Origin of the sequence: Sphingomonas cannabina, from assembly GCF_021391395.1 — a bacterium.
GTDB lineage: Bacteria > Pseudomonadota > Alphaproteobacteria > Sphingomonadales > Sphingomonadaceae > Sphingomonas > Sphingomonas cannabina.
This window is the reverse complement of the sequence record NZ_CP090059.1, coordinates 3,933,666-3,955,100: the sequence shown is the minus strand read 5'-3', so window position 1 is coordinate 3,955,100 and position 21,435 is coordinate 3,933,666. Positions and strand designations below refer to the sequence as shown.

Here is a 21,435-nt window from a genome sequence, read left to right as displayed (position 1 = left end):
GCGCCGCAAGGGGCGGAAGGGCGGACCTGCTTCACATCGGAGCGTTCACCGGTACGTGGGAAGACGCTCCTCCGAAACGGAGTCAGTTCCGCCGTCGCTTCGCCGGCTCTCAACAAAGCCAGGCGTGGCGTGCGAGCGACGCCAACTCGTCCTTGTCGAGATGATCCGCCGCGGCCGCGCGCAGATTGGCGTCGACGTGCGCAGGACTCCGCATCCCGACAGCTGCCGTCGAGACGGCGGGGTGGGACAGGCAGAAACGGAGCGCCAGATCGGAGATCGACCGATCGGGTGACCCGACGTCCCCCACCAGACGGCTGACGCGCTGGTCCGTTTCCCTGCGGTGCTCATCGAAGAAATAATCCTGTCGCCAGTCGCCCGGCGGGAACTCGCTCAACCGCGATGGCGATGAGATAAGCGCGCCATAATAGAGCGCAGAGCGTGCGATCACGCCGACATCCTGGCGCAGACACAGCGGAAGGAGATCGGACGCTGCACCCTGGTCGAACACATTGTACATCACCTGCACCGTGTCGACCGCACCGCTGGCGACCGCTTCCAGCGCGGCGTCGACATCGTGGTCGAACAGCGAGATACCGAAGCCGGCGATCTTGCCTTCGTCCCTGAGGCGCTGAAGGGTTTCGAGCCAGTCGCCTTCGCGCAGCCATTCCGGGCACCAGGCGTGGAGCTGTTGAACCCCGAGGCGCTCGACGCCGAGGGTCCGGAGCAGCGCTTCCGTCTCGGCCCGGATGTGATGGCCGGGATAGGCCTGCTGGACCGGGACATGGGGTGAGGGGAGGTCGAACCGGATCAGTGAGGTGGCGCGTGCCAGCACATGGACGTCGGTTCGGTTACGCAGGAGCCCGCCCAGCAGCGTAGCGGTGTCCTTGCAGCCAGCCTCGATCTCGACGGCATTGACGCCGCGGTCCAGCGCGAGCGTAATCGCCGCGCGGGCTTGTTCCGGGGCGACCCGTGCCAGCCCGGCCGTGCCGATCGTCAGCTCCGACAGGTTGAGGCCAGTGCGCCCGAGGCGGCGGAACCGCATCACGGCTGGTCCGATGCTGCCGTTATTACGATTTGCAGTCCGGGACTTCGGCGATTGCCCCAGGACGAGCAATGATAGGTGCCCGGCTGCGTGGGCGTCTCGACGCGATGGATACTGGCGGCGCCGGGCGTCACTTGCCGGACCTGTGCGGAATCGCGAATGAAGGGGAAGGTGCCGGACATCATCGCGGCGAGCTGCGCCGGACGATGTGCCCACAGCCTCTCTACTGCCGCGCCGGTGCGCATCACGCGCGTGTCGAGCCGGCACAGCAGCGGATGCTCGCGGCGCATATAGGCGCGATGGAGCGGCACATCGACATTGGCCGTCGGGGTCACGCACATGCCCGCGGGGCGGCCGATCGGCCAGAGCAGGCGGAACGCGGTCCGTTCATTGACCCGATCGACATGCCAGACGAGGTCGCCGGGCGCGAAATAGGTGCGGATCGCGATGGCGGGGCGGCCGCCGGCCAGTTCGCCCGCGAACGCCGCCAGCGCGACGATGTCGTTGGCCAGTGCCATGCGCTCGGCCGCGAAGGCGCCGGGGCCGAGCAGCTTGTCCGAAACCAGCGCCAGCGCTTCGTGCGAGGCCAGGCGGTTGAAATCGAGCTTGAAGCCGCGGCAGCCGAGCAGCGCCATGACGAAGGCGCGGTAGGGCAGGGTTTCAAGCGGCGGGCGGGGAATCTCGACCGTGCCGAGCGGGGTTTCGGCAAGCAGGCGGCGCGTGGCCGCGGGCGCTGCGTCGAGCGGGGATTGCGGGATCGGCCTGTCGTGGTCTTCGTTCATTTGGCCGGGGATCGCCCACGCACCGCCGCGGCTTCTTCGGGCGAGAGCTTGCGGACGTTCCGGACGAGGCAGCGCCGCATCCCGCTGCCCCCGGCATCGGGCACGAGCAGCTCGGCGGGCCGGCCGGGGCATATGCGGTCGCCCCCGCGCGCGCGGATGCCGATCTTCTGCGCCCAGTCGACATCGGGGCAGCCGGCGGCGAGCGTCAGCTCCCAGCTCTCGCGCTGGCCGATGTTGAGGATCGCGCGATCGGGCCCGGCATCGGAGAAACCGGTGACCTGTGAACCCCAGAAACATGTGCGGCTGGCTTGCGGCGCGGCGGGGGCCGGTGGTTCGGCCATGCAGGCCGCCGCTACTAGCAGTGCGGGAACCAGCAGATATGTCCGGCGCATCGCGACCTCTCCCGATCGAGCGGCACAGCCCGGCGCTCGGCTCCGGGCTGCGCAGCTTAACATGATTTGCGAGGCGTTCCCGCACAGGGAACGCCTCGTCCCCTCACTTCTTGCCGCCGAACTGGATGCGCGCGCCGGCCATGATGCGGCGGCCACCATAGTTCATGCGGAAGACCTTGGGCGTGCCATCGGCGAAGTCATAATAGCCGCCGCTGGAGATGGTCTGCGCTTCGCGGGTCACGTTGCGGCCCTCCAGATAAACCTGGAAGTTCCGGTCGATGTTGTACGAGACCTTGGCGTCAATGAAGGTCGTGGCGTCGGAGAAGCGGGGGATGCCCGGATTGTAGGGCAGGCGGATATTGGTCCACTGATCGCCGGGATAGTTGGCGTTGACCGCGCTGCCGCTGCTGCTGCACGGCGTGATGCAGCGGAACACCTCGCTGCGCTTCTGATAGGCGACGCGCAGGTTCAACTTGCCGTCGTCGTACCAGAGCGACGCGTTGAAATAATCCTTGGACTCGTCGCGCTGCGGCATGATGTCGCCGGACAGCGGATCCGCCATACCCGTCGTCGCGTTCGAGGCGAGCCGCGAATAGTTCACGTCCGCGCCGGTGTATTTCAGGAACCAGGGCAGGAAGGTGAAGGCGGTCTTCGCCTGGAACTCCCAGATGCTGCGCTTGTAGCCCGGGCCGTTTTCCCAGGTCGGGACGTCGAAGGTGAGATCGGCCAGCGGCTTGCCGGTCACCGGATCGACCGCATCGCTGCCCGCGAACGGCTTGTACTGTTCGGTCACCGCGATCGGGTTGCCGATCTGCACGTCGAGCTTGCCGTAGGTGACCGACAGCAGCGTATCCTTGTTCGGATACCATTCGAGGCTGGCGTTGTAGTTCCACGCCGTGAACGGTTTAAGCCCCGGATTGCCGACGCGCCCGGAGCATCCGTAGATATCGTCGTCACCGCCGTCGAGGGCGAGGCGTTCGTCGATGACGCAGGTGCCGGCGGGCATCAGGCGGCTGATGTTGGGACGGGCGACGGTCTTGCCGCCATAGAGCCGCAGGACGACCGACTCGTTGAATCCCCACAGATTGAGGTTGACCGAGGGCAGCCAGTCCGTCGTCGACGCATTCAGCGTGATGTTCTGACGGAAGGTCTGAGTGACGATTGTCGTCGGGTCGCTCGGATTGGGAACGGTGATCGACTGCAGCGTCTGCAGGCCTGAACCCTTGACGTTGGTGAATACGCCGCGGATGCCGACGTTGCCATTGAACAACAGGCCGGCGGGCAGTTGCTGCTCGAATTCGGCCATGGCGTAGATGTTCTTGACCGTCTCCTCGGTATGGCTCTTCGGCTGATCGTACATCTGGCCGTCGCTGCCCATGCAGGTCTTGAGGCAGTCGAAGTTCATGAACTGGGACGCGCCGAGCGCGGAGAACAGTTCATCGGTGCGGATGCCGTCCCAGGCCGGGGGCAGGTTGCCGCGGTTCGGCAGGTCGCCGAAATAGGCTGACCCCGCCTTGTCGATGGTGCGGGCGAACAGTGCGCGCAACTCGTCGGGCGTCAGCGTATCGACGCCGTAGCGAACGCGGCCGAGGCTCGTGCTCGGGACGAAGCCATAGTTGCATGAGACCGTCGAGGTGGCGCTCGGCTGGCACGCGCGCAGCGTGCCGCGGACGAGCGCCGTCGGCACGACGATCGGCGGTTGATAGTTGGGATTACGGGTGCCGTCCGCCAGCAAATAGTCGCCGACCGCGTCCTTGACGGTAAAGCCGTCGTTGCCATTGCCGCGCCAGGCATCGATCACGCTCTTGCGATACTGGCCGCCGATTTTGATCCGGGTGATGAACGGGATCAGCCCGTCGGTCTTGTAGGTGGCGTCGAGCTTCGCGAGCCGCTCCGAGGTTTCGGCGAGCGCGGGCGAATAGGAGACGCTGAAGCCCGGCGTCGTGAGCGGCAGCTGATTGGAGGTATAGGCCGGCGTCGCGGGACCGTTGACGCTCGCTGTGACCGCTGCCTGCGCGATGCAGGTCGCCGGATTGGTGCCGCCGGAGATGCACGGCGCCGGGCGGAGCTGGACGAAATTGTTGACGTCGGTATCGTCGTAGCCGTCGGGAAGCTGGATGTCCCATAGGCCGTTGTCCTGTAGGACCAGCGTCGCGTCGCCATAGAGCGAGTTGCGTGAGGTGCGCATGTCGCCACGGCTCGATTCGGCGATGGTGAGGCCGGCGAAACCTTCGATATCCAGGCGATCGCCGTTATAGGCGAAGCCCGTCTGCGCGAATTTGGTGCGCGTCTTGATCCGGTTCTCGATCTGGTCGATGCCGACCGAGTTGTTGGTCAGCGTCATCTTCGTGACATTGTGATTTTCGTCCACGACGATGCTGTCGGGAATGACGTTCAGCACATTTCCGATCGTGGGGTTGTTGCCCTGGTTGACGAGGCCGGGATAGAGATAATAGCCGGCCGGCGCGGTCGGTGAAACCGAACGGACGCGTGGCGTGCCCGTCGTAGTGTCGACGAAAGTGCCGGCCACGTTAGCGTTGAACAGCGAGACCGGCGTGCGGCTGCGGTTCTGATCGTGGACGTTGCGGCCGGTATAGGTGCCCTTCACGAACACCGTCAGATTGTCGAGCAATTGGTAATCGAACCGCCCGTCGATCGTGTAGCGTTCGTCGGTCTGCTCGTTCATGAAATGGCGGATCAGCGACGGCGTCGCGTCATTCCACTGATTGAGGCAGGTCTGCTGCTCGAGGATGCGCTGCGCGCGCTGGTTGGCGTTTCCGGTCGAGTACGGAAGTGCCGTGAAACAATCCGCCTTGGTCTTTGCGGCGATCGATTTGGTAAGCAGCGAACGCGGTGTTTCGGTACTGTTCGCGAACACCTTGTCGGCGTCGTCAGTGCCGAGCGTGTTGATGTTATACTCGAACGTCTTTTCCGGCGAATTGTCGAAATCGAAATCGCGGGCGTAGTTGTTGTTACTACTGGTGGTGTTCTCGTAGCCATGGCCGTTGTTCTGGATCTTCGAATAGCTGCCGCTGACGATCACGCCGAGGCGGTCGTTGAGGAATTTGCGCGAAGCGACGCCGTTGAAATCGGGCAGCCATTTCTTGCCGAGCGAGTTCATGTTCCCGCCGGCGCGTAGAGAGAAATAGGGCTTGGCGAAATCGAGGCCGGTGCGCGTCTTGATCTGAATGCCGCCGCCCAGCGAGCCTTCGGTCATGTCGGCGGTAGAACCCTTGACGACGTCGATGCTCTTGACGAGGTCGGCCGGCAGCTCGCGCAGGTCGGCGCTGCGGGCGCTGTCGTTGCTGATGGCCAGGCCCGTGGTGCTCGTCATGCCGACGCCGTCGAGCTCGACCCGGGTGAGGTCGGGGCCGTTGCCGCGGATCGCGACGTCGGCGCCCTCGCCGAATTCGTTGCGGCCGAGCGCGACGCCCGGGATGCGCGAGACCGCCTCGGCGACGTTGCGGTCGGGGAAGGAACCGATGTCGTCGGCGACGATCGAATCGGTCGCGGTCTTGGCGCGCTTCTTGCGGTCGTTCGCGGACTGCTGGCTGGCGCGCGAGCCGACGACGAGAATGTCGGCGGGCGAGGCTTCCGAGACATCCGGGGCGACCGCATCGCCACTCTGTCCCGGCACCGTCTGCGCCACTGCTTCGCCGCCGCAGGTCAGCAGCAGACCCAATACCGCCCAGGACGCACTCGCGCCGATACGGCTACGGGTCTTCAGTTGATTCGCCATTCTTCCCCCTCTCCTGTTCGGGCCCGTTGCGAGCGGGACGTTGTTCGTCCCTCGCCCGCCGGGCAGGTCTTTTTCTGGAGATCGCCCCCAACCTCTGATGTCTCACCATATGGTGACACCGATCAATTTATAGAATTATCATATTTTAGACCGGTTGCAACCCTAGCGATTGCACGGGGCGCAACAAGGTTCATGCATATTGTGGAATAGAATTTCAAATAGTACGAATGATCGATAGCTAGACAGCAGTGGGAGGGGACTCCGTGACATCAGCCTCGATCGACCGGCGTGACTTCATCGGGGCAGCGCTGGCCGCGGGAGTCGCGCCTTCGGCCCTGCTGCACGGCGCGTCGGTGACGGCGGCTCCGCGAACCGGGCCCATCGAGGCGGCGGTCGCGTGGCTGGACGGCGGGCCGCCTGCGGATGGGTGCGAGGGGCAGACCTGGGGTGTCGCCTGGCCGCAGGGGCGGGTGCGCGAGAAGACCCGGTTCGCTCTTGCCGGTGCCGATGGTGCCGCGGTGCCTGTGCAGAGCTGGACCACCGCTGTCTGGCCCGACGGTTCCTTGAAATGGACCGCGCACGCGATGCCGGGGGACGCGCAGCTGCAACCTGGCTATCGGCTCACCGCCGGCCGTCCGGCGTCGTCCGCCGAGCCGATCAGCGTCCGCGAGCTTGCCGATTCGATCGAGATCGTCAGCGGCAGCCTACGCTGGGAGATCGGACGGAGCGGGATCGCGCTGATCCGATCGGCGCGGAACGGTGAACGCGTGCTGCTCGAGGCTGTCGAGCTCGTCGGCGAGGCCCGTGTGGGCCAGCCGGAGGGCGAACGGGTTCCGCTGGAAGGAGTGATCGACCGCGCCGTCATCGAGCAGCGCGGCCCCGTCCGCGCGGTGATCCGGATCGAGGGCACGCACCGCGGCAGCGGCCGGACCATCCTTCCGTTCACGATACGCCTCTACGCCTATGCGGGGTCGCGGGCGCTGCGCGTGGTGCACAGCTTCGTCTACGACATCGAGCCGTCGAAGCTTTTCCTCTCGGGCCTCGGGATCGGCGTCGGCGTACCGATGCGCGGCGCGCTGCACGACCGGCACGTCCGGCTGGCAACCGGCGAGGACACGATCTTCGCGGAGGGGGTGCGCCCGCTCACGGGCCTGCGCCGCGATCCTGGCAAGGCGTTCCGCGACGCACAGGTGGCGGGGCGGGCGGTGCCGCCGATCGCGGAGATGCGCGCGCCGGTGGGTGACCTGCTCGAACGGATTCCGGCCTGGGGCGACTTCACGCTCGCGCAGCTTTCGGCGAACGGCTTCACGCTCACCAAGCGGACCGGCGAAGGCCATGGGTGGATTGATGCCGGTGAGGGGCGGCGCGCCCCCGGCTTCGCCTATGTCGGTTCGCCGCAGGGCGGGGCTGCGATCGCAGCGCGCTATTTCTGGCAGCGCCATCCCACGCAGCTCGACATCCGCGACGCGGCGTCGGACCGCGCGCGCCTCACCGCCTGGCTCTGGTCGCCCGAGGCGCGGCCGATGGATCTGCGCCCCTACCACGGTACCATGGGCATGGAGGGATACGACGCGCAGAACCAGGGCCTCGACATCACCTATGAGGATTATGAGCCCGGTTGGGACCAGGCGCGGGGGATCGCGCGGACGAGCGAGCTGACGCTCTGGGCATTCGACGCGACGCCCGAGACGCCACACCTTCAGGCGCTCGCACGGAGCGCCGCCATGCCACCGCAGCTGATGGTCGACCCGGCGCATGTCCATGCCGCAGGTGTGTTCGGCGACTGGGGATTGCCCGACCGCTCGACTCCCCGGCGCGCGGCGATCGAGGACCAGCTTGCCAACCTCATCGACTTCTACGCCGGCGAGGTCGACCGGCGGAGCTGGTACGGCTTCTGGAATCACGGCGACGTGATGCACAGCTACGACGCCGACCGGCATCAGTGGCGGTACGATATCGGCGGCTTCGCCTGGGCGAACAGCGAGCTCTCGCCGGACCTGTGGCTATGGTACGCCGCGTTGCGCAGCCGCGATCCCAAGGCGTTCCGCCTCGCCGAGGCGATGACGCGGCACACGGGGGAAGTCGACGTCTATCACCTCGGGCGCTTCGCCGGCCTCGGCACCCGGCACGGCGTGCAGCACTGGAGCGACAGTTCGAAGCAGCCGCGCATCAGCAACGCGGCCTATCGTCGCATCTTCTACTATCTCACCGCCGACGAGCGAGCGGGCGACCTGATGCGTGTGCTGGTGACGTCGCACGAGGCGCTGCGCACGGTCGAGATCGGGCGGAAGGTGCCGGGCGCCGAACGGGCGCCGCTGCCGGCCGGCACGATCGAGATGACCTTCGGCACCACCTGGGCGGTGCTCGCCGGCGCATGGCTCACCGAATGGGAGCGTACCGGCGACCGGCGCTGGCGCGACCGCATCGTCGCGGGGATGGACAGCATCGGCCGGATGCCGCGCGGCTGGCTCACCGGCAGCGCGCCCTATGATCTCAAGACCGGCCGGTTCCTCGATCCCGGAGCGAAGATCCGGCTGTCGCACCTGAATGCCGTGTTCGGGGCGGTCGAGGTCAATTCGGAGCTGCTGCGGCTGATCGACCTGCCGCACTATCGGGCGGCATGGCTCGACTATTGCCGCTGGTACAACGCGCCGCGCGAGGAGTTCGTCGCCAGATGGGGCGAGCCATTCGGCCCCCGCAACCTGCGCGAGAGCCATTCGCGCCTCACCGCCTATGCCGCGAAGGCGAGCGGCGACGCCGCGCTCGCGCGCAGGGCCGCCGAGGAGTTCTACTCCGGCGACGCGGGGCTGGGGATGAGCCAGGGCGATCCGCGTCGCATGCTGCCGGGCGGCATCATCGAATGGCCGGGCGTCTCGACCAATGCGGCGGCGCAATGGGGCCTGGCGGCCATCCAGAACCTGGCGCTGGTGCCCGAGGCGCTCGACGCGGCCGAGCCTCGTCCGCGGCGCCGGCGCGACTAGCTTCCCGCCGGGCGCACCGAGCTGCTGGCGATGCTCGGCGCGATGGCGATCGTGTCGAGCGCCGGCGGGTGGGCCGGATCGAAGCGCCGCGCCTCCGGCCGCAGGTGCTCGGCAAGGTCCGGCACCGTCTCGGCGATACCCGCCACGACCGCGCGGGCGAGCAGCCATGCGCCCTTGTTGTCGTGGTGCGTCTTGTCCTTGCCGCCGTCGTTGAACAGCAGCGGCGCCTGGTCCGGTCCGAGCGCCTCGTAGAGCGCGATCGTCGCCGGCTGGAGGTCGATCAGCGGCACCTGCTCCTCGTGCGCGACCCGGCGCATCGCCTCGGCATAATCGGCGAGCGTAGGGCGGATGCGGCCCTGCTCGAAGTTGCGGCGCTCGGGCGAGGTCACCAGTACCGGATGCGCCCCGCGCCGCCGCGCCTCGGCGATATAGGTGCGCAGCCAAGCGGGATAGGTGATCCGCGGATCGACATAGGTCTGCGGCCACTCCGCCTTCTGGTCGTTGTGGCCGAACTGGATCAGCAGCCAGTCGCCGGGTTTCACCTGCGAGAGGAGCTTGTCGAACCTGAGCTCGGTGACGAAGGACTTCAGCGTCTCGCCCGATTCCGCGTGGTTCGCGACGGCGATATCGGGGCCGAACAGCGCCGGCAGCATCTGCCCCCAGCTTGCCGCGGGTTCGGCACGCTGGTCGGTGACGGTGGAATCGCCGGCGAGGAACACCGTGGGCACAGTCACCGGCTCGATGTCGATGGCGGCGACGCGCGGGTCGCCGAGGAACTCGAGCGTGAGCTTGTCGTCCCAGCTGTAGCTGCTCGCCTCGCGCGGCTTGAGCCGGACCGCCGAACCACCCGGCGCGTTGGCGGGCGGCGGGGCGAGGGCCGCGGTGCGGACGTTCACCACGAAGCTCGCGGTGACATACTGACCGGGCCGCGTGGCGATATCGCGCAGCATCAGCCGGCGCGCCTCGGCTTTCACCGTCGTACGCGACGCGGCGCGGCGGTCGCCGAAGCGTACCGTCACGCGGTAGTTGCCCTCCGGCACCGCCGCCGAGAAGAAGAACTCGCGTCCGCGGCGTTCCGGTTCATAGCCGAAGCCGCCGGGCTGATAGGGCTTGTCCGCCGCAACGGCGACGCGGCCGGCTTCGGGCCTCGCATCCGGGCGGAGGTCGAAATGCAGCGCCGGGGCGGCCGCAGCCATCAGGATTGCACTCAGCAGCATCAACGCGCCCCGAAGAAATAGGAGAGGTGGGGCGGCTGGTTGTACGCCGTATTCTGCCAGGCGACACCAAGGCGATAGACCGGATCGTGCATCAGCGTGACGACGCGCTCGGTCGTCGGGATGGGCGTCGTGTAGATACGCAACTCGCGGCTGTCGGCGCTGGGCAGCACCAGCTCCTCGCGCCAGTCGCCGAGGATGTCAGCGGAGAGTGCCGGGTTCCGCTTGGTGCCGTTGTTCGAAATCGTGCCGGCGGGCTCCAGCAGCAGCGTCTCGGTGCCGTTCGTCCAGTCCCATTTGGTGATCCGGTTGCCGTCGAGCAGCTCGCGCAGCCGGTCGCCGTCCCACCAGATGCCGAAGTTCGCCGCGCGTGGATGGCCGCCGGGGATCACCTGCCCCTTGGCATCGTAGAGATCGGGCGCGTTGGAGGCCCAGGCCTCGGCGCCGGGATGGCGCGGATCGATGTCGATGGCGATGCCGCGGCCGGTGTCCCGATCGGCCGGCGTCGACCAGAGGATGGCGCCGGTGCGCGCATCGAGCATGGCGGCGCCGCGATTGCCGCTCATCCGCATGTTCTCGTGCACGCCGAACTTCTCGAGGCCAGGGTGATCGGGATCGAGGTCGGAGACATGCATCGCGTCGCCATGGCCGAGTCCCGACGACCACAGCCCCTTGCCGTCGTCGTCGATCGCCATCGATCCGTAGATCACCTCGTCGCGCCCGTCGCCGTCGACATCGGCGACCGAAAGCTGGTGGTTGCCCTGGCCGGCGAACTTCTCGTTGCCCGGCGCCGCGCTGTCGAACAGCCAGCGGCGCACGAGCTTGCCGCCGCGATAGTCCCAGGCGGCGATCGTCGATCGGGCGTAATAGCCGCGCCCGAACACGAGGCTCGGCCGGTGCCCGTCGAGATAGGCGACGCCCGCGAGATAGCGTTCGGAGCGGTTGCCGTAGCCGTCGCCCCAGGTCTCCGCCATCTGCTCGTAGGTCGGCGTATCGGTACGCGGATCGCGCGGCGGGGCATAGGGCTGGGTGGCGAGCGCGCGGCCGGTGCGGCCGTCGAACACGGTGAGATATTCGGGGCCTGCGAGGATGCGACCCTTGAGACTGGCGACCTTGCGGCCGTCGGGCAGCACGGTCGAGCCGGTGCGGTCGGGGACGTCGACCTGATGCTCGCCGCTGCGCCAGTCCTTCGACGCGTCGCCGATCGCCTTGCCGGTACCGTCGATGGTGCCGTCGGCGGTCTTCATCGCCACCTCGGCGCGGCCGTCGCCGTCGACGTCGTAGACCATGAACTGCGTATAATGCGCGCCCGAGCGGATGTTGCGGCCGAGGTCGATCCGCCACAGCCGCTTGCCGTCGAGGGTGTAGGCGTCGATCAGCGTCTCGCCGGTATAGCCGGAGAAGGCATTGTCCTTGGCGATCGTCGGATACCATTTGACGATCAGCTCGTACCGGCCGTCGCCGTCGAGGTCGCCGACCGAGGCGTCGTTGGCGGTGTAGCCATAGGTCTCGCCGTCGGGGGTGATGCGGTCGGCAGGCTTGTCGAGCGGGATGGCGAGATAGCCGCCGGCCCAAGGCGCGACGGCCGCGCCTGGCTTTTCACCGGCGACTGCCACCGTATAGCGCGACGTGGCCGAGCCGGCTTTGTCGAGCACGCTCGTCGCCTCGGTGCCCGAGACCTCGGCGATCGGCTTGCCGTCGCGATAAAGGGTGAAACGCGCGCCCTTGGCGTCGCTGCCGAGCAGCCGCCATGAGACGTGATTGCCCTCGGCCGCCGGCACCGCGACCAGTCCGCGATCGAGCGCCTCGACCTGTCGTCCGGCGAGCGTCGGGGCCTGTTGCGCGAGCGCAGGGCCCGCCACACCTGCTGCCAGCACCGCCAGCATCATTCCACGCATAGATGTCCTCCAGGCGCGGGAGCTGCGAAGCGGGCCGCGCTCCCTCTCGGGATCGCGGCCCGCCGCCCCCTTTAACGAAGCGTCAGCACGACGACCGAAGCTGGCGGCAGCGTCGCGGTCAGCGTGCCGTTCGCGATGTTCGAGGCGGTGAAGGGGGCCGGCTTGACCGTCTCGGGCGCGTCGAAGCTGTTGTGCGCCTGGATCGCGCCGGTGAGCACGCGCCCCTCGACCGCCCCCGCCGTCACGCCGGTCAGGGCCGCGCTGACGGTCGCCGGACGGTTGGGGTCGACGTTGACCAGCGCGACATGGACCAGGCCGTCGGCCCCGCGCGCGGCGGTTGCGCTGACCGAGGGCGCCACCCACTGCTCCTTGTTGTACCAGGGCGACTTGAGCTCGACCGGCAGGAAGGTCGCGTCCTGGAAGGGGCGGTACATCTCGAAGACGTGATAGGTGGGCGTCAGCACCATCTTCGGCCCGTCGGTCAGGATCATCGCCTGAAGGACGTTCACCATCTGCGCGATGTTGGCCATGCGCACGCGGTCGGCATGGCGGGTGAAGATATTGATGTTGAGCGCCGCGACGATCGCATCGCGCATCGTGTTCTGCTGGAAGAGGAAGCCGGGATTGGTGCCCGGCTCGACGTCGTACCAGGTGCCCCATTCGTCGACCGCCAGGTTCACGCGCTTCTGCGGATCATATTTGTCCATGATCGCCGAGTGCTTGGCGACCAGCTCCTCCATCTGGAGCGTCTTCGAGATGGTGCGAGCGTATGCCTCCTCGTCGAACTGGGTGGCGGAGCCCTTCTGCTTCCAGTTGCCGGGCACGGTGTAATAATGGACGCCGATGCCGTCGAAGCTCTTGCCGGCCTCGCGCATCATCACTTCGGTCCAGTTATAGTCGACCGAGTTGGCGCCGCTCGCGATCTTGAGCGTCTTGGTCCCCTGCGGCACCTTGATGAAGGTGCCGTAGCGGCGGGTGAGATCGGCGGCATATTCCGGGCGCATGTTGCCACCGCAGCCCCACAGCTCGTTGCCGATGCCGAACATCGGCAGCTTCCACGGCTCCTTGCGGCCGTTCCGCGCGCGTTCCTCGGCGAGGCTTCCGGCCGGCGCGGTCATATACTCGACCCACTCGGCCATCTCCTGCGGGCTGCCGTTGCCGACGTTGCCCGACACATAGGCTTCGGCGCCGATCAGCTCGGCGAAATCCATGAACTCGTGCGTGCCGAAGCTGTTGGGTTCGGTGACGCCGCCCCAGTGGGTGTTGACCTTGACCGGGCGCTTGGCGCGGGGACCAATCCCTTCGCGCCAGTGATATTCGTCGGCGAAGCAGCCGCCGGGCCAGCGCACGACGGGCACATGCAGCGCCTTCAGCGCCGCAACTACATCGTTGCGATAGCCGCGGGTGTTCGGGATTTTCGAGTCCGGGCCCACCCAGATCCCGCCGTAGATGCCGGTCCCCAGATGCTCGGCGAACTGGCTGAAGATGCGGCGGTCGATTTTCGGTCCCGGTGCGTCGGCCCGGATCGTCGCGGTGACGGCAGGCGCCTCTTGGGCGGAAGCCGTGGACCAAGAAATGGTTGCGGTCGTGGCGAGCGCGGCGGCGATCAGCAGGGTGCGCGCAGCCTTCCTCGAACGAATCTGGAAACAGGAACGACGGTCCATCTTCCCCCTCTCTCTTGCATCTGCCCTGTCGATCGTACTACCTCGACAGGTCTCATTTTTTGTTATTACGTCTCACTATGTATGACTTAGTTGCATAGCGTCGCAAGCGTTAATTGGTCCGGCGCGGCGCACAAGCGCGACCTTTGGGGAGGGTGTCATGGGCAGGATGAGTGCGTTCGGAGTCGCAGCCGCGTTGGCGCTGGTCGTCGTCTCCGCGCCGGCAACCGCCCATGACGCCTCCACCGTCATACGGTCGGATCGGCGGACCTATAACCTCAATCCCGATTGGCGGAGCGTGACGGGCGATCAACCGGGCGCGCAGCAGGCGGACTTCGACGACAGCGGCTGGAGCGCGGTCACGCTGCCCAATGCCTTCAACGAGAAGGAAGCCTTCGCCCGCGACATCAAGGACCTGTCGACCGGCATCATCTGGTACCGCAAGCGCTTCACGCTTCCCGAGGGAGGGCCGGCCGGCAAGGCTTTCCTCGAGTTCGAGGGCGTCCGTCAGGCGGCCGAGGTCTGGGTCAACGGCCGCTCGGTCGCGTTGTCGGAGAATGGTGCGATGGCGTTCGGCGCGGACGTCACTGCGGCGCTGGTGCCCGGCGAGAACGTCATCGCCGTCCGCGTCGACAACGACTGGAAATACAAGGAGCGCGCGACCGGCAGCGGCTTCCAATGGAACAACGACAATTTCAACGTGAACTACGGCGGCATCACCAAGAACGTCCGCCTCCATCTCACCGGATCGCTCTACCAGACGCTGCCGCTCCACGCCGGCCTCGGCACCACCGGCCAATATGTCTGGGCGGACGACTTCGACCTGCCGAAGCATGCGGCGACGATCCATGCAGAGAGCGAGGTCCGTAACGACGGGCCCGAGCCCCGAAGCATCGCCTATCGCGTCGAGGTCCGCGACCTAGGCGGCAAGATGGTCGGCCGCTTCGACGGCGGCACCGCGACGATCGCCCCGGGGGAGACCCGCACGCTGGCCACCGCCGGCCGCCTGTCGGGCCTCAATTTCTGGAGCTGGGGCTATGGCTATCTCTACACGGTGACGACGAGCCTGGTCGAAGGCGGCCGGATCATCGATGCGGTCGATACCCGCACGGGTTTCCGCCAGACGCGCTTTGCGGACGGCATGGTCACGCTCAACGGCCGCGTGATCCAGATGCACGGCTACGCCCAGCGCACCTCCAACGAATGGCCGGCGGTCGGCGTGTCGGTGCCACCGTGGCTCAGCGACTTTTCCAACGGGCTGATGGTCGAGAGCGGCGGCAACCTGGTGCGCTGGATGCATATCACGCCGTCGAAGCAGGACATCGAATCCGCCGACCGCGTCGGGCTGATCCAGGCGATGCCGGCCGGGGATGCAGAGAGCGATACCAGCGGCCGCCGCTGGGAGCAGCGCAAGGAGTTGATGACCGACGCGATCATCTACAACCGCAACAACCCGTCGATCCTGTTCTACGAAGGCGGCAACGAGAACATCAGCGAAGCCCATATGGCGGAGCTGAAGGCGATCCGCGACCGCTACGATCCGCACGGCGGCCGCGCGATCGGCTCGCGCGAGATGCTGGACAGCCGTATCGCCGAATATGGCGGCGAGATGCTCTACATCAACAAGAGCGCGGCCAAGCCGGTCTGGGCGATGGAATACAGCCGCGACGAGGGCGCGCGGCTCTATCAGGACGAGCTCACGCCGCCGTTCCACAAGAATTCGCCCGACTACAACCGCAACCAGGACAGCCACGCCGCGGAGGACGTGCAGCGCTGGTGGGACTATTATCGCGTGCGTCCCGGCACCGGCCGGCGGGTGAGCGCAGGCGGGGTCAACATCATCTTCTCCGACAGCAACACCCATTACCGCGGCGACAACAACTATCGTCGCTCGGGCGAGGTCGACGCGGTGCGGCTCCCCAAGGAAGGTTTCTCGGCGCACCAGGTGATGTGGAACGGCTGGGTCGATCCCGAGACGCCGGCGACCCATATCGTCGGGCACTGGAACTACGCCCCTGGCACGGTGAAGGACGAGACCGTCGTCTCCAATGGCGAGAGCGTGGAGCTGTTCCTGAACGGCCGCTCGCTCGGCAAGGGGCGGCGCAGCAGCGGCTTTCTGTTCACCTGGCCGAACGTCCATTGGCAGCCGGGCATCCTGCGCGCGGTCGCGACGGACGCCGACGGCCGCCGCTCCGAGCACCAGGTCGAGACCACCGGCGCACCGGCGGCGCTGCGCCTCAAGCCGCATCTTTCACCGCGCGGCTTCGTGATGGACGGCGCCGATATCGCGCTGGTCGACGTCGAGGTAGTGGATGCGAAGGGCCGGCGCGTGCCGATCGCCAACGACAAGGTCCATTTCACGCTGGAAGGGCCCGCTGAATGGCGCGGCGGCATCGCCCAGGGCGATTCGTCGGGCAGGCCGCGCCCGGTCGCGGCCGAGGCGTCCGCACCGGTCACGGCCCAGGCGCCGCAGAAGGACGGCGTCACCCATTATTCGGGCACCGCGCGCGGCGAGGACAACTATATCCTCTCGCGCGACCTTCCGGTCGAGGCGGGCGTCAATCGCATCCTGCTGCGGGCCGGCACCCGTCCGGGAACGGTGCGGCTGACGGCGACGGCGGCAGGGCTCAAGAGTGCGACGCTGACGATCCCGACCAGGCTGCCGGCGCCGATGACCGGGGGGCTGTCGACCGACCTCGCAGAGAATTATCAGCCGAGCCAACTCACCCGCGGCCCGACGCCGGACGGCCCGTCCTATCGCGTCACCCGCACCACCTTCACACCTGCGGAAGTCGTCGCCGGCTCGAACCAGCAGGATGCGGCAAAAACGGTCGACGACAACGAGCTGTCGCGCTGGGCGAGCGATGGCCGGCCGGACGCGGCCTGGATCGAATATCGCTTCGACACGCCGGTGACCTTGAGCGAGGTCGAACTCAAGCTGGTCGGCTGGCGCTCGCGCGGATATCCGCTGGAGATCAGCCTGGACGGACGCCGGGTCTGGTCCGGCGAGACCGAGCGTACGCTGGGCTACGCGGTCCAGGCCTTTCCCGCGGCCACCGGGCGCGTGCTGCGCATCACGCAGACGGGACCGACCGCCGATCGCGACGGATTCGGCAAGATCGTGGAGCTCAATTCAGCCCGCGCCGCGGGGGATACCGGCGCCGACGCGGTGGCCCCAGGCTGGCGGCTCGGCATCGTCGAGGCCGAATTCCACGGCCCGGTGTCGCCTCGGAATTAGGAGCATAAGGAAAAGCCCGAACCCTTCATGCCGCTGCTCCTATCGCAGGCCATAGTCTTTCGCCATGCGGCGATATTCGTCGAGCCATGCATTCGCCCGATAATCGCCGCCGCGGCCGAGGCGCGGAGGAGGAGGGGGAGGGGCCGGCGGTGCGGCAGCGCGGGCGAGCCCTCCGGGCGCTTCGGCGCCGTTCAGTCCCTGCGAGAGGAGATCGGGCTTGGGCCCGCCGCCGGCATTGCGGCCGTCGAGATCGAACACCGCCTCCTGGTGCCGGGTCGGCTCCCAGATGAACGTCCCCCAGCCGCGCTTGCCCGGCAGCGCGTGGACCAGGTCGTTGATATAGCGCTTGCGGCTCGAATATTCGGCGACGAGCAGGCCCTTCTCGGGATAGCGCCGGATGAAATTGCGGAAGGTCCGCTCCCAGTCGCCCTGCGCCAGCTGCTGGTAGCAGGAGAGGCCGATCACGTCGAAGTCGACGTTGCGGGCGACGAGCGCATCGGTCCACTCGCGCACGATCGGCCAGTGGCGGCCGAGATGATTGTGGAGCTGGATCAGCACGGCGGGCTCGGCGGCCCTGGCGCCGGCGATCCCGGCGCGCAGCAGCAGGGCCAGTGCATCGAACCCGCCGACTTGCCCTGCGTTGCGGTGATTGGCGTCCGTCACCGGATTGCCGGTCGGCGTCGTCAGCCGCACCCGGCCCTGCGGCCAGAGCATCCCGAAGCTGATCTCGTTGCCGATCACCGCCATGTCGACCGGGGCGCCGCCGGCACGCATCGCGCGAAGGCTGTCGCGGACATGCGCCTCCACCGCGCCGGCCAGTCCGCCGAGGTCGAGCCCGCGCCACGCGGCGGGGACGCCCTGGTGCTCGGGATCGGCCCAGGTGTCGGAGAAGTGGAAGCTGAGCGCCAGGCCCATGTCGGCCGCCTTCACCCGCCGACCGAGTTCGACGGTGCGCGCGAGCCCGCCCCATGCCCTGTCCGGCGCCCGCGCCGAATAGCCCCGCGCAGGATCGACGAACATGCGCAGCCGGATCCAGTTGAAGCCCGCATCCTTGAGGATCGCGATCGGATCGCGCTGGACCCCGCCGACGAAGTAGCGCGCACCCGCCGCCTCGTCCTCCGCAATCCAGGTGATGTCGGCGCCGAGCATATAGGGTCCGGGCCTGGCACCGGTCCGCCGCGCGGCATGAAGCGGTGAAGACAGGGCCGAGAGTGCGAGCAGACCCAGGGCCTCGCGCCGGCCGATCACATGCGTTGCCTTGCCTCGGCTCATCCTTTCCTCACGACACAAAAATGGCCGCCGATACCAGCGGATCGGCGGCCGAGTTGAGGAGAGGGTGCATCAGAAGCGGACGTTCACGCCGGCACTGACGGTGCGTCCGATCCGGGTCTCGAACAGCGTGTCCTGGCGGGTGCTGTCGATGTAGAGCCGGTTCTGCTCGTCGGTCAGGTTCTGCGCCTCGACGATCAGCTTGATGTTGTCGGTGACGTTGTAGGAGGCGGAAGCGTCGACGTAGAGCGTCGGCGCGTTGCCCTGGATGTCGCTGCCCTGCGAGGCCGGAATGCCGCGGATGAACCGGTCGCGCCAGTTCACCGTGCCGCGGATGCTGAACTTCTTGTCCTCGTAATAGAGCGTGCCCGATGCGGTGTTCTTGGACAGGCCGATCAGATCGTCTCGCGTGCTGACGGTGCACGCTCCGCCGCTGCTGGCGAGGCAGTAATCGATCTTCGAGGATGCGTAGGTATAATTGGCCAACGCGCCGAAGTTGCGGAGGAAGCCCGGAAGGAAGGTGAACGGCACCTGCGCGTTGACCTCGATGCCCTTCAGCGGGCCGCCCGGCGTGTTGAACGGTTGGGAGATGTTGAACAGCTCGGTTGGAGCGGTGTTGCTCCCTTCGAGCAGCGCGTTGGGCAGGCCGAGCTCGCTGAACGCGATCTGGCTGTTGATGTTCTGGATGAAGCTCTTGATGTCCTTGTAGAAGAAGGCGACCGACAGCAGCGAGCCGGGCCGGAAATACCATTCCAGCGCCGCGTCGAAGGTGTTGGCGCGGATCGGATCCAGATAGGGATTGTTGATGCTGCCGGTCCGGGTGACCGCATTGACGCCGCTGGTCGGCGCCAGCAGCCCGAGCTCGGGCCGCGCCATCACCTTGGCGCCGGACAGGCGGATCAGCACGTTCCTGGTCGGCTCGATGACGATATTGGCCGAGGGCAGCCAGTCGTCATAGCTGTTTGTCGCGCTCGCGTACCGCCCGATCAGATTGGTGGGGGAGGTGGTGCCGGCGGGCGGCGTGACCTGGATATAGCCTGACGAGCGCATGTCGGTCTTGACGTAGCGCACGCCGATATCGCCGCGCAGGCCGATGCCCAGTCGGTCGCCGAGATCGAAGGTGCCCATGATGTAGGCGCTCTTGATCTCCTCGTTCACGCGGGTGTCGACGCCGCCGCATTCGGACCCGCAGAAGCGGACGCTATCGAAGTCGAACGCCTCCGCCCAACGGTCTGCGTCGATCGCCGCCCAGCTCGCCGGCGCGCCATGGCCCCACAGATTGTCGAGCCCGGTGATCTGCGTGGTGATGTCGGCGAGGCTGGTGCCGGCCGGCAGCGGACGCACCGTCAGGTCTGCGCTGTAGGGACGCAGCGAGACGAGGTGGAATCTGCTTTCGCGATACTGTCCCCCGACCCTGAGGGTGAAGGCATCGCTCACCGTCCACTTGAGGTTGACGTCGCCGGTGAAATTGTCGGTCGTGTTCTTCTGCGGCCGACCCTGGAAGCTGAAGCCGCCGAGCACCGTGCCGTCGGCGAGGCTCGGCGCGTAGGTGAAGGCACCGGGGTTCGCGACGTCGAAGCCGAAGCCGATCGTCGGCACCGTGCCGCCGCCGCGGTAGTCGATCGAGAAATTGTCGCTGTCGATCACGTCCATGAAGGTCTGGAGGCGCTTCTTGCCGTCCCACACCGACTGGTTGAGGCCGAAGACGCCGCTGATCTCGAGCGAATCGTTGAGGCGGCGCTTGAAGTTGAGGTTGGCCTGCTTGAACGTCGACACGAAATGGTCGACCAGCCCCTCGGAGCGGACGTCGACGCCGTCGAACAGGCCGTAGACGAGCGAACCGTTCTCGTCGAACTCGACGTCGCGCACCGACACCATCGGCTGGCCGTTGTTCGAGATCGAGCGCGCGAAGGACAGGCCGGCGATATAATTGTCGCGGCGGGTGACGTCGAAGCGCGAATAGAGCAGGTCGAGCGAGATGTCGGTGGCGTCGTCGGGCTTGAACTGCAGCGTCAGCGTGCCGCCGATGCGCTCCTGGTCCTGCTCGGAATTCACATAGCGCGGAATGCGCGGGAAGAAGGCGCCGCTGCCCGGTATGTTCGGGGCATCCGCCCGGCGCAGATCCTGGATGGCTTGATAGGCCGCGACCGAGCCCGTGCGGGGATTGCCGGTGCTGCAGTTCAGCGCGTCCGTGCCCTTCGCGGCGCTGGTGGCCGGGTTCTGCGGGGTGTAGCCGACCGGCGAGCAGAAGCCGCCGTTGACGTTGGCGGGCAGCAGGTCGACCGCCGAATAGCCGACCTCGCGGAGGTTGCGCTTCTGATAGGCGGCCGAGGCGAGGATGCCGAAGCCGCTGTCGCCGAACTGCTTCGACACTAGCATCGACGCGCGCGGATCGACCTTCTTCGACAGCTCGTTCCACACGCCGCGCGCGGTCGCCGAGAAGACGAACGGCTTGCCGGTGTCGAGCGGCTTGGGCGCGGTGAGGTCGACGGTGGCGCCGAGCGAGCCTTCCTCCACGTCCGCCGAAGGGGTCTTGCGCACGGTCAGCGCCGAGAAGATCTCGGTCGGGAACACGTTGAAGTCGAAGCTGCGGCCGCTGTTGCCCGCGCCGAAGATATCGGAGCCGCCGGTCTGCGACGTGCCCTCCATGCCGTTGATCCGCACGCGAGTGAATTGGGCGCCGAGGCCGCGGACCGAGATGTTGCGACCCTCGCCGCCGTCGCCGCGGGCGAGCGCGACGCCCGGAATGCGCTGCATCGATTCGGCGAGGTTCGAATCGGGGAACTTGCCGATGTCCTCCGCCAGGATGCTGTCGACCGCGGCGGTCTCCTGCCGCTTCTCGGCGAGCGCGGTGCTGAGCGAGGCGCGGAAGCCGGTGACGACGATGTCCTCCTCCTGCGCGGGGGCGGTCGTCTGGTCCGCCGGAGCCGAGGTCTGCGCGATGGCGGGCGAGGTCATCAGCATCAGCGCGAGCGCCGTCGCGGATGCACCCAGTCTCAGGTGCGAGGGCGATGTGAATGACATCTGCAGCATTTCTCTCCTCCCTGTGATTCGCCTCTTCGGGCCGAATATTCTCAAATTATGAGAATAGTATTCATACTATAAGTCATAAAAGTCGAGTTGGCTAGATGGTGCGAGCGGGCGGGGCACGCGGCCGCCGGCTATTTGTGAAGGAGAATGCGCAGGCTCGGCCCAATGCTGTCGCGACCGACGGCAGCA

11 protein-coding genes are annotated in these 21,435 nt (G+C 67.1%); 2 read left to right on the top strand and 9 right to left on the bottom strand.

The genetic code is table 11. The annotated features are described in order from the left end of the window. Positions 1-109 precede the first annotated feature (109 nt). From LZK98_RS18600 to LZK98_RS18585, 4 genes are all read right to left on the bottom strand, one after another. Complete coding sequence (locus LZK98_RS18600) at positions 110-1,042, bottom strand: aldo/keto reductase (protein WP_233784000.1); 933 nt, start codon at positions 1,040-1,042, stop codon at positions 110-112. Beyond that, on the bottom strand, positions 1,042-1,824 hold the full coding sequence (locus LZK98_RS18595; protein ID WP_233783999.1) for a hypothetical protein: 783 nt from the start codon (positions 1,822-1,824) through the stop codon (positions 1,042-1,044). Before LZK98_RS18595 ends, LZK98_RS18600 begins: the two co-directional genes overlap by 1 nt. Continuing rightward, positions 1,821-2,165 carry a DUF6491 family protein gene (locus tag LZK98_RS18590; protein WP_233783998.1) on the bottom strand — a complete coding sequence of 115 codons (345 nt, stop codon included), beginning with the start codon at positions 2,163-2,165 and terminating at the stop codon, positions 1,821-1,823. The genes LZK98_RS18595 and LZK98_RS18590 overlap by 4 nt, the downstream gene beginning before the upstream one ends. Before the next feature lie 154 nt (positions 2,166-2,319). After that, positions 2,320-5,955 (bottom strand): TonB-dependent receptor, encoded by a 3,636-nt coding sequence (locus LZK98_RS18585; protein WP_233783997.1) that lies wholly within the window; start codon positions 5,953-5,955, stop codon positions 2,320-2,322. Between the two features lie 263 nt (positions 5,956-6,218). Between LZK98_RS18585 and LZK98_RS18580 the strand changes: the two genes are divergently transcribed. Continuing rightward, positions 6,219-8,936: an exo-rhamnogalacturonan lyase family protein gene (locus tag LZK98_RS18580; RefSeq protein WP_233783996.1), complete on the top strand. Its 2,718-nt coding sequence runs from the start codon at positions 6,219-6,221 to the stop codon at positions 8,934-8,936. On the opposite strand, the gene LZK98_RS18575 is transcribed toward LZK98_RS18580, so the two are convergent. The 3 genes from LZK98_RS18575 to LZK98_RS18565 form a co-directional block, all read right to left on the bottom strand. Next, positions 8,933-10,153 carry a rhamnogalacturonan acetylesterase gene (locus LZK98_RS18575; RefSeq protein WP_233783995.1) on the bottom strand — a complete coding sequence of 407 codons (1,221 nt, stop codon included), beginning with the start codon at positions 10,151-10,153 and terminating at the stop codon, positions 8,933-8,935. The two genes, LZK98_RS18580 and LZK98_RS18575, sit on opposite strands and share 4 nt — an antisense overlap. After that, positions 10,153-12,048 (bottom strand): rhamnogalacturonan lyase, encoded by a 1,896-nt coding sequence (locus LZK98_RS18570; protein ID WP_233783994.1) that lies wholly within the window; start codon positions 12,046-12,048, stop codon positions 10,153-10,155. The genes LZK98_RS18575 and LZK98_RS18570 overlap by 1 nt, the downstream gene beginning before the upstream one ends. 71 nt (positions 12,049-12,119) lie before the next feature. Then, positions 12,120-13,712, bottom strand: coding sequence for an alpha-N-arabinofuranosidase (locus tag LZK98_RS18565; RefSeq protein WP_233783993.1), 1,593 nt, complete (start codon positions 13,710-13,712; stop codon positions 12,120-12,122). 157 nt (positions 13,713-13,869) lie between these two features. Between LZK98_RS18565 and LZK98_RS18560 the strand changes: the two genes are divergently transcribed. Beyond that, positions 13,870-16,947 carry a sugar-binding domain-containing protein gene (locus LZK98_RS18560; RefSeq protein ID WP_233783992.1) on the top strand — a complete coding sequence of 1,026 codons (3,078 nt, stop codon included), beginning with the start codon at positions 13,870-13,872 and terminating at the stop codon, positions 16,945-16,947. A gap of 39 nt (positions 16,948-16,986) precedes the next feature. Here LZK98_RS18560 and LZK98_RS18555 read toward each other — a convergent pair whose 3' ends face one another. Next, entirely contained in the window at positions 16,987-18,219 is a 1,233-nt protein-coding gene (locus tag LZK98_RS18555; RefSeq protein WP_233783991.1) for a glycosyl hydrolase 53 family protein, read from the bottom strand. Positions 18,220-18,288: 69 nt separating this feature from the next. Further along, positions 18,289-21,249 (bottom strand): TonB-dependent receptor, encoded by a 2,961-nt coding sequence (locus LZK98_RS18550; RefSeq protein ID WP_233783990.1) that lies wholly within the window; start codon positions 21,247-21,249, stop codon positions 18,289-18,291. Between the last annotated feature and the right edge of the window lie 186 nt (positions 21,250-21,435).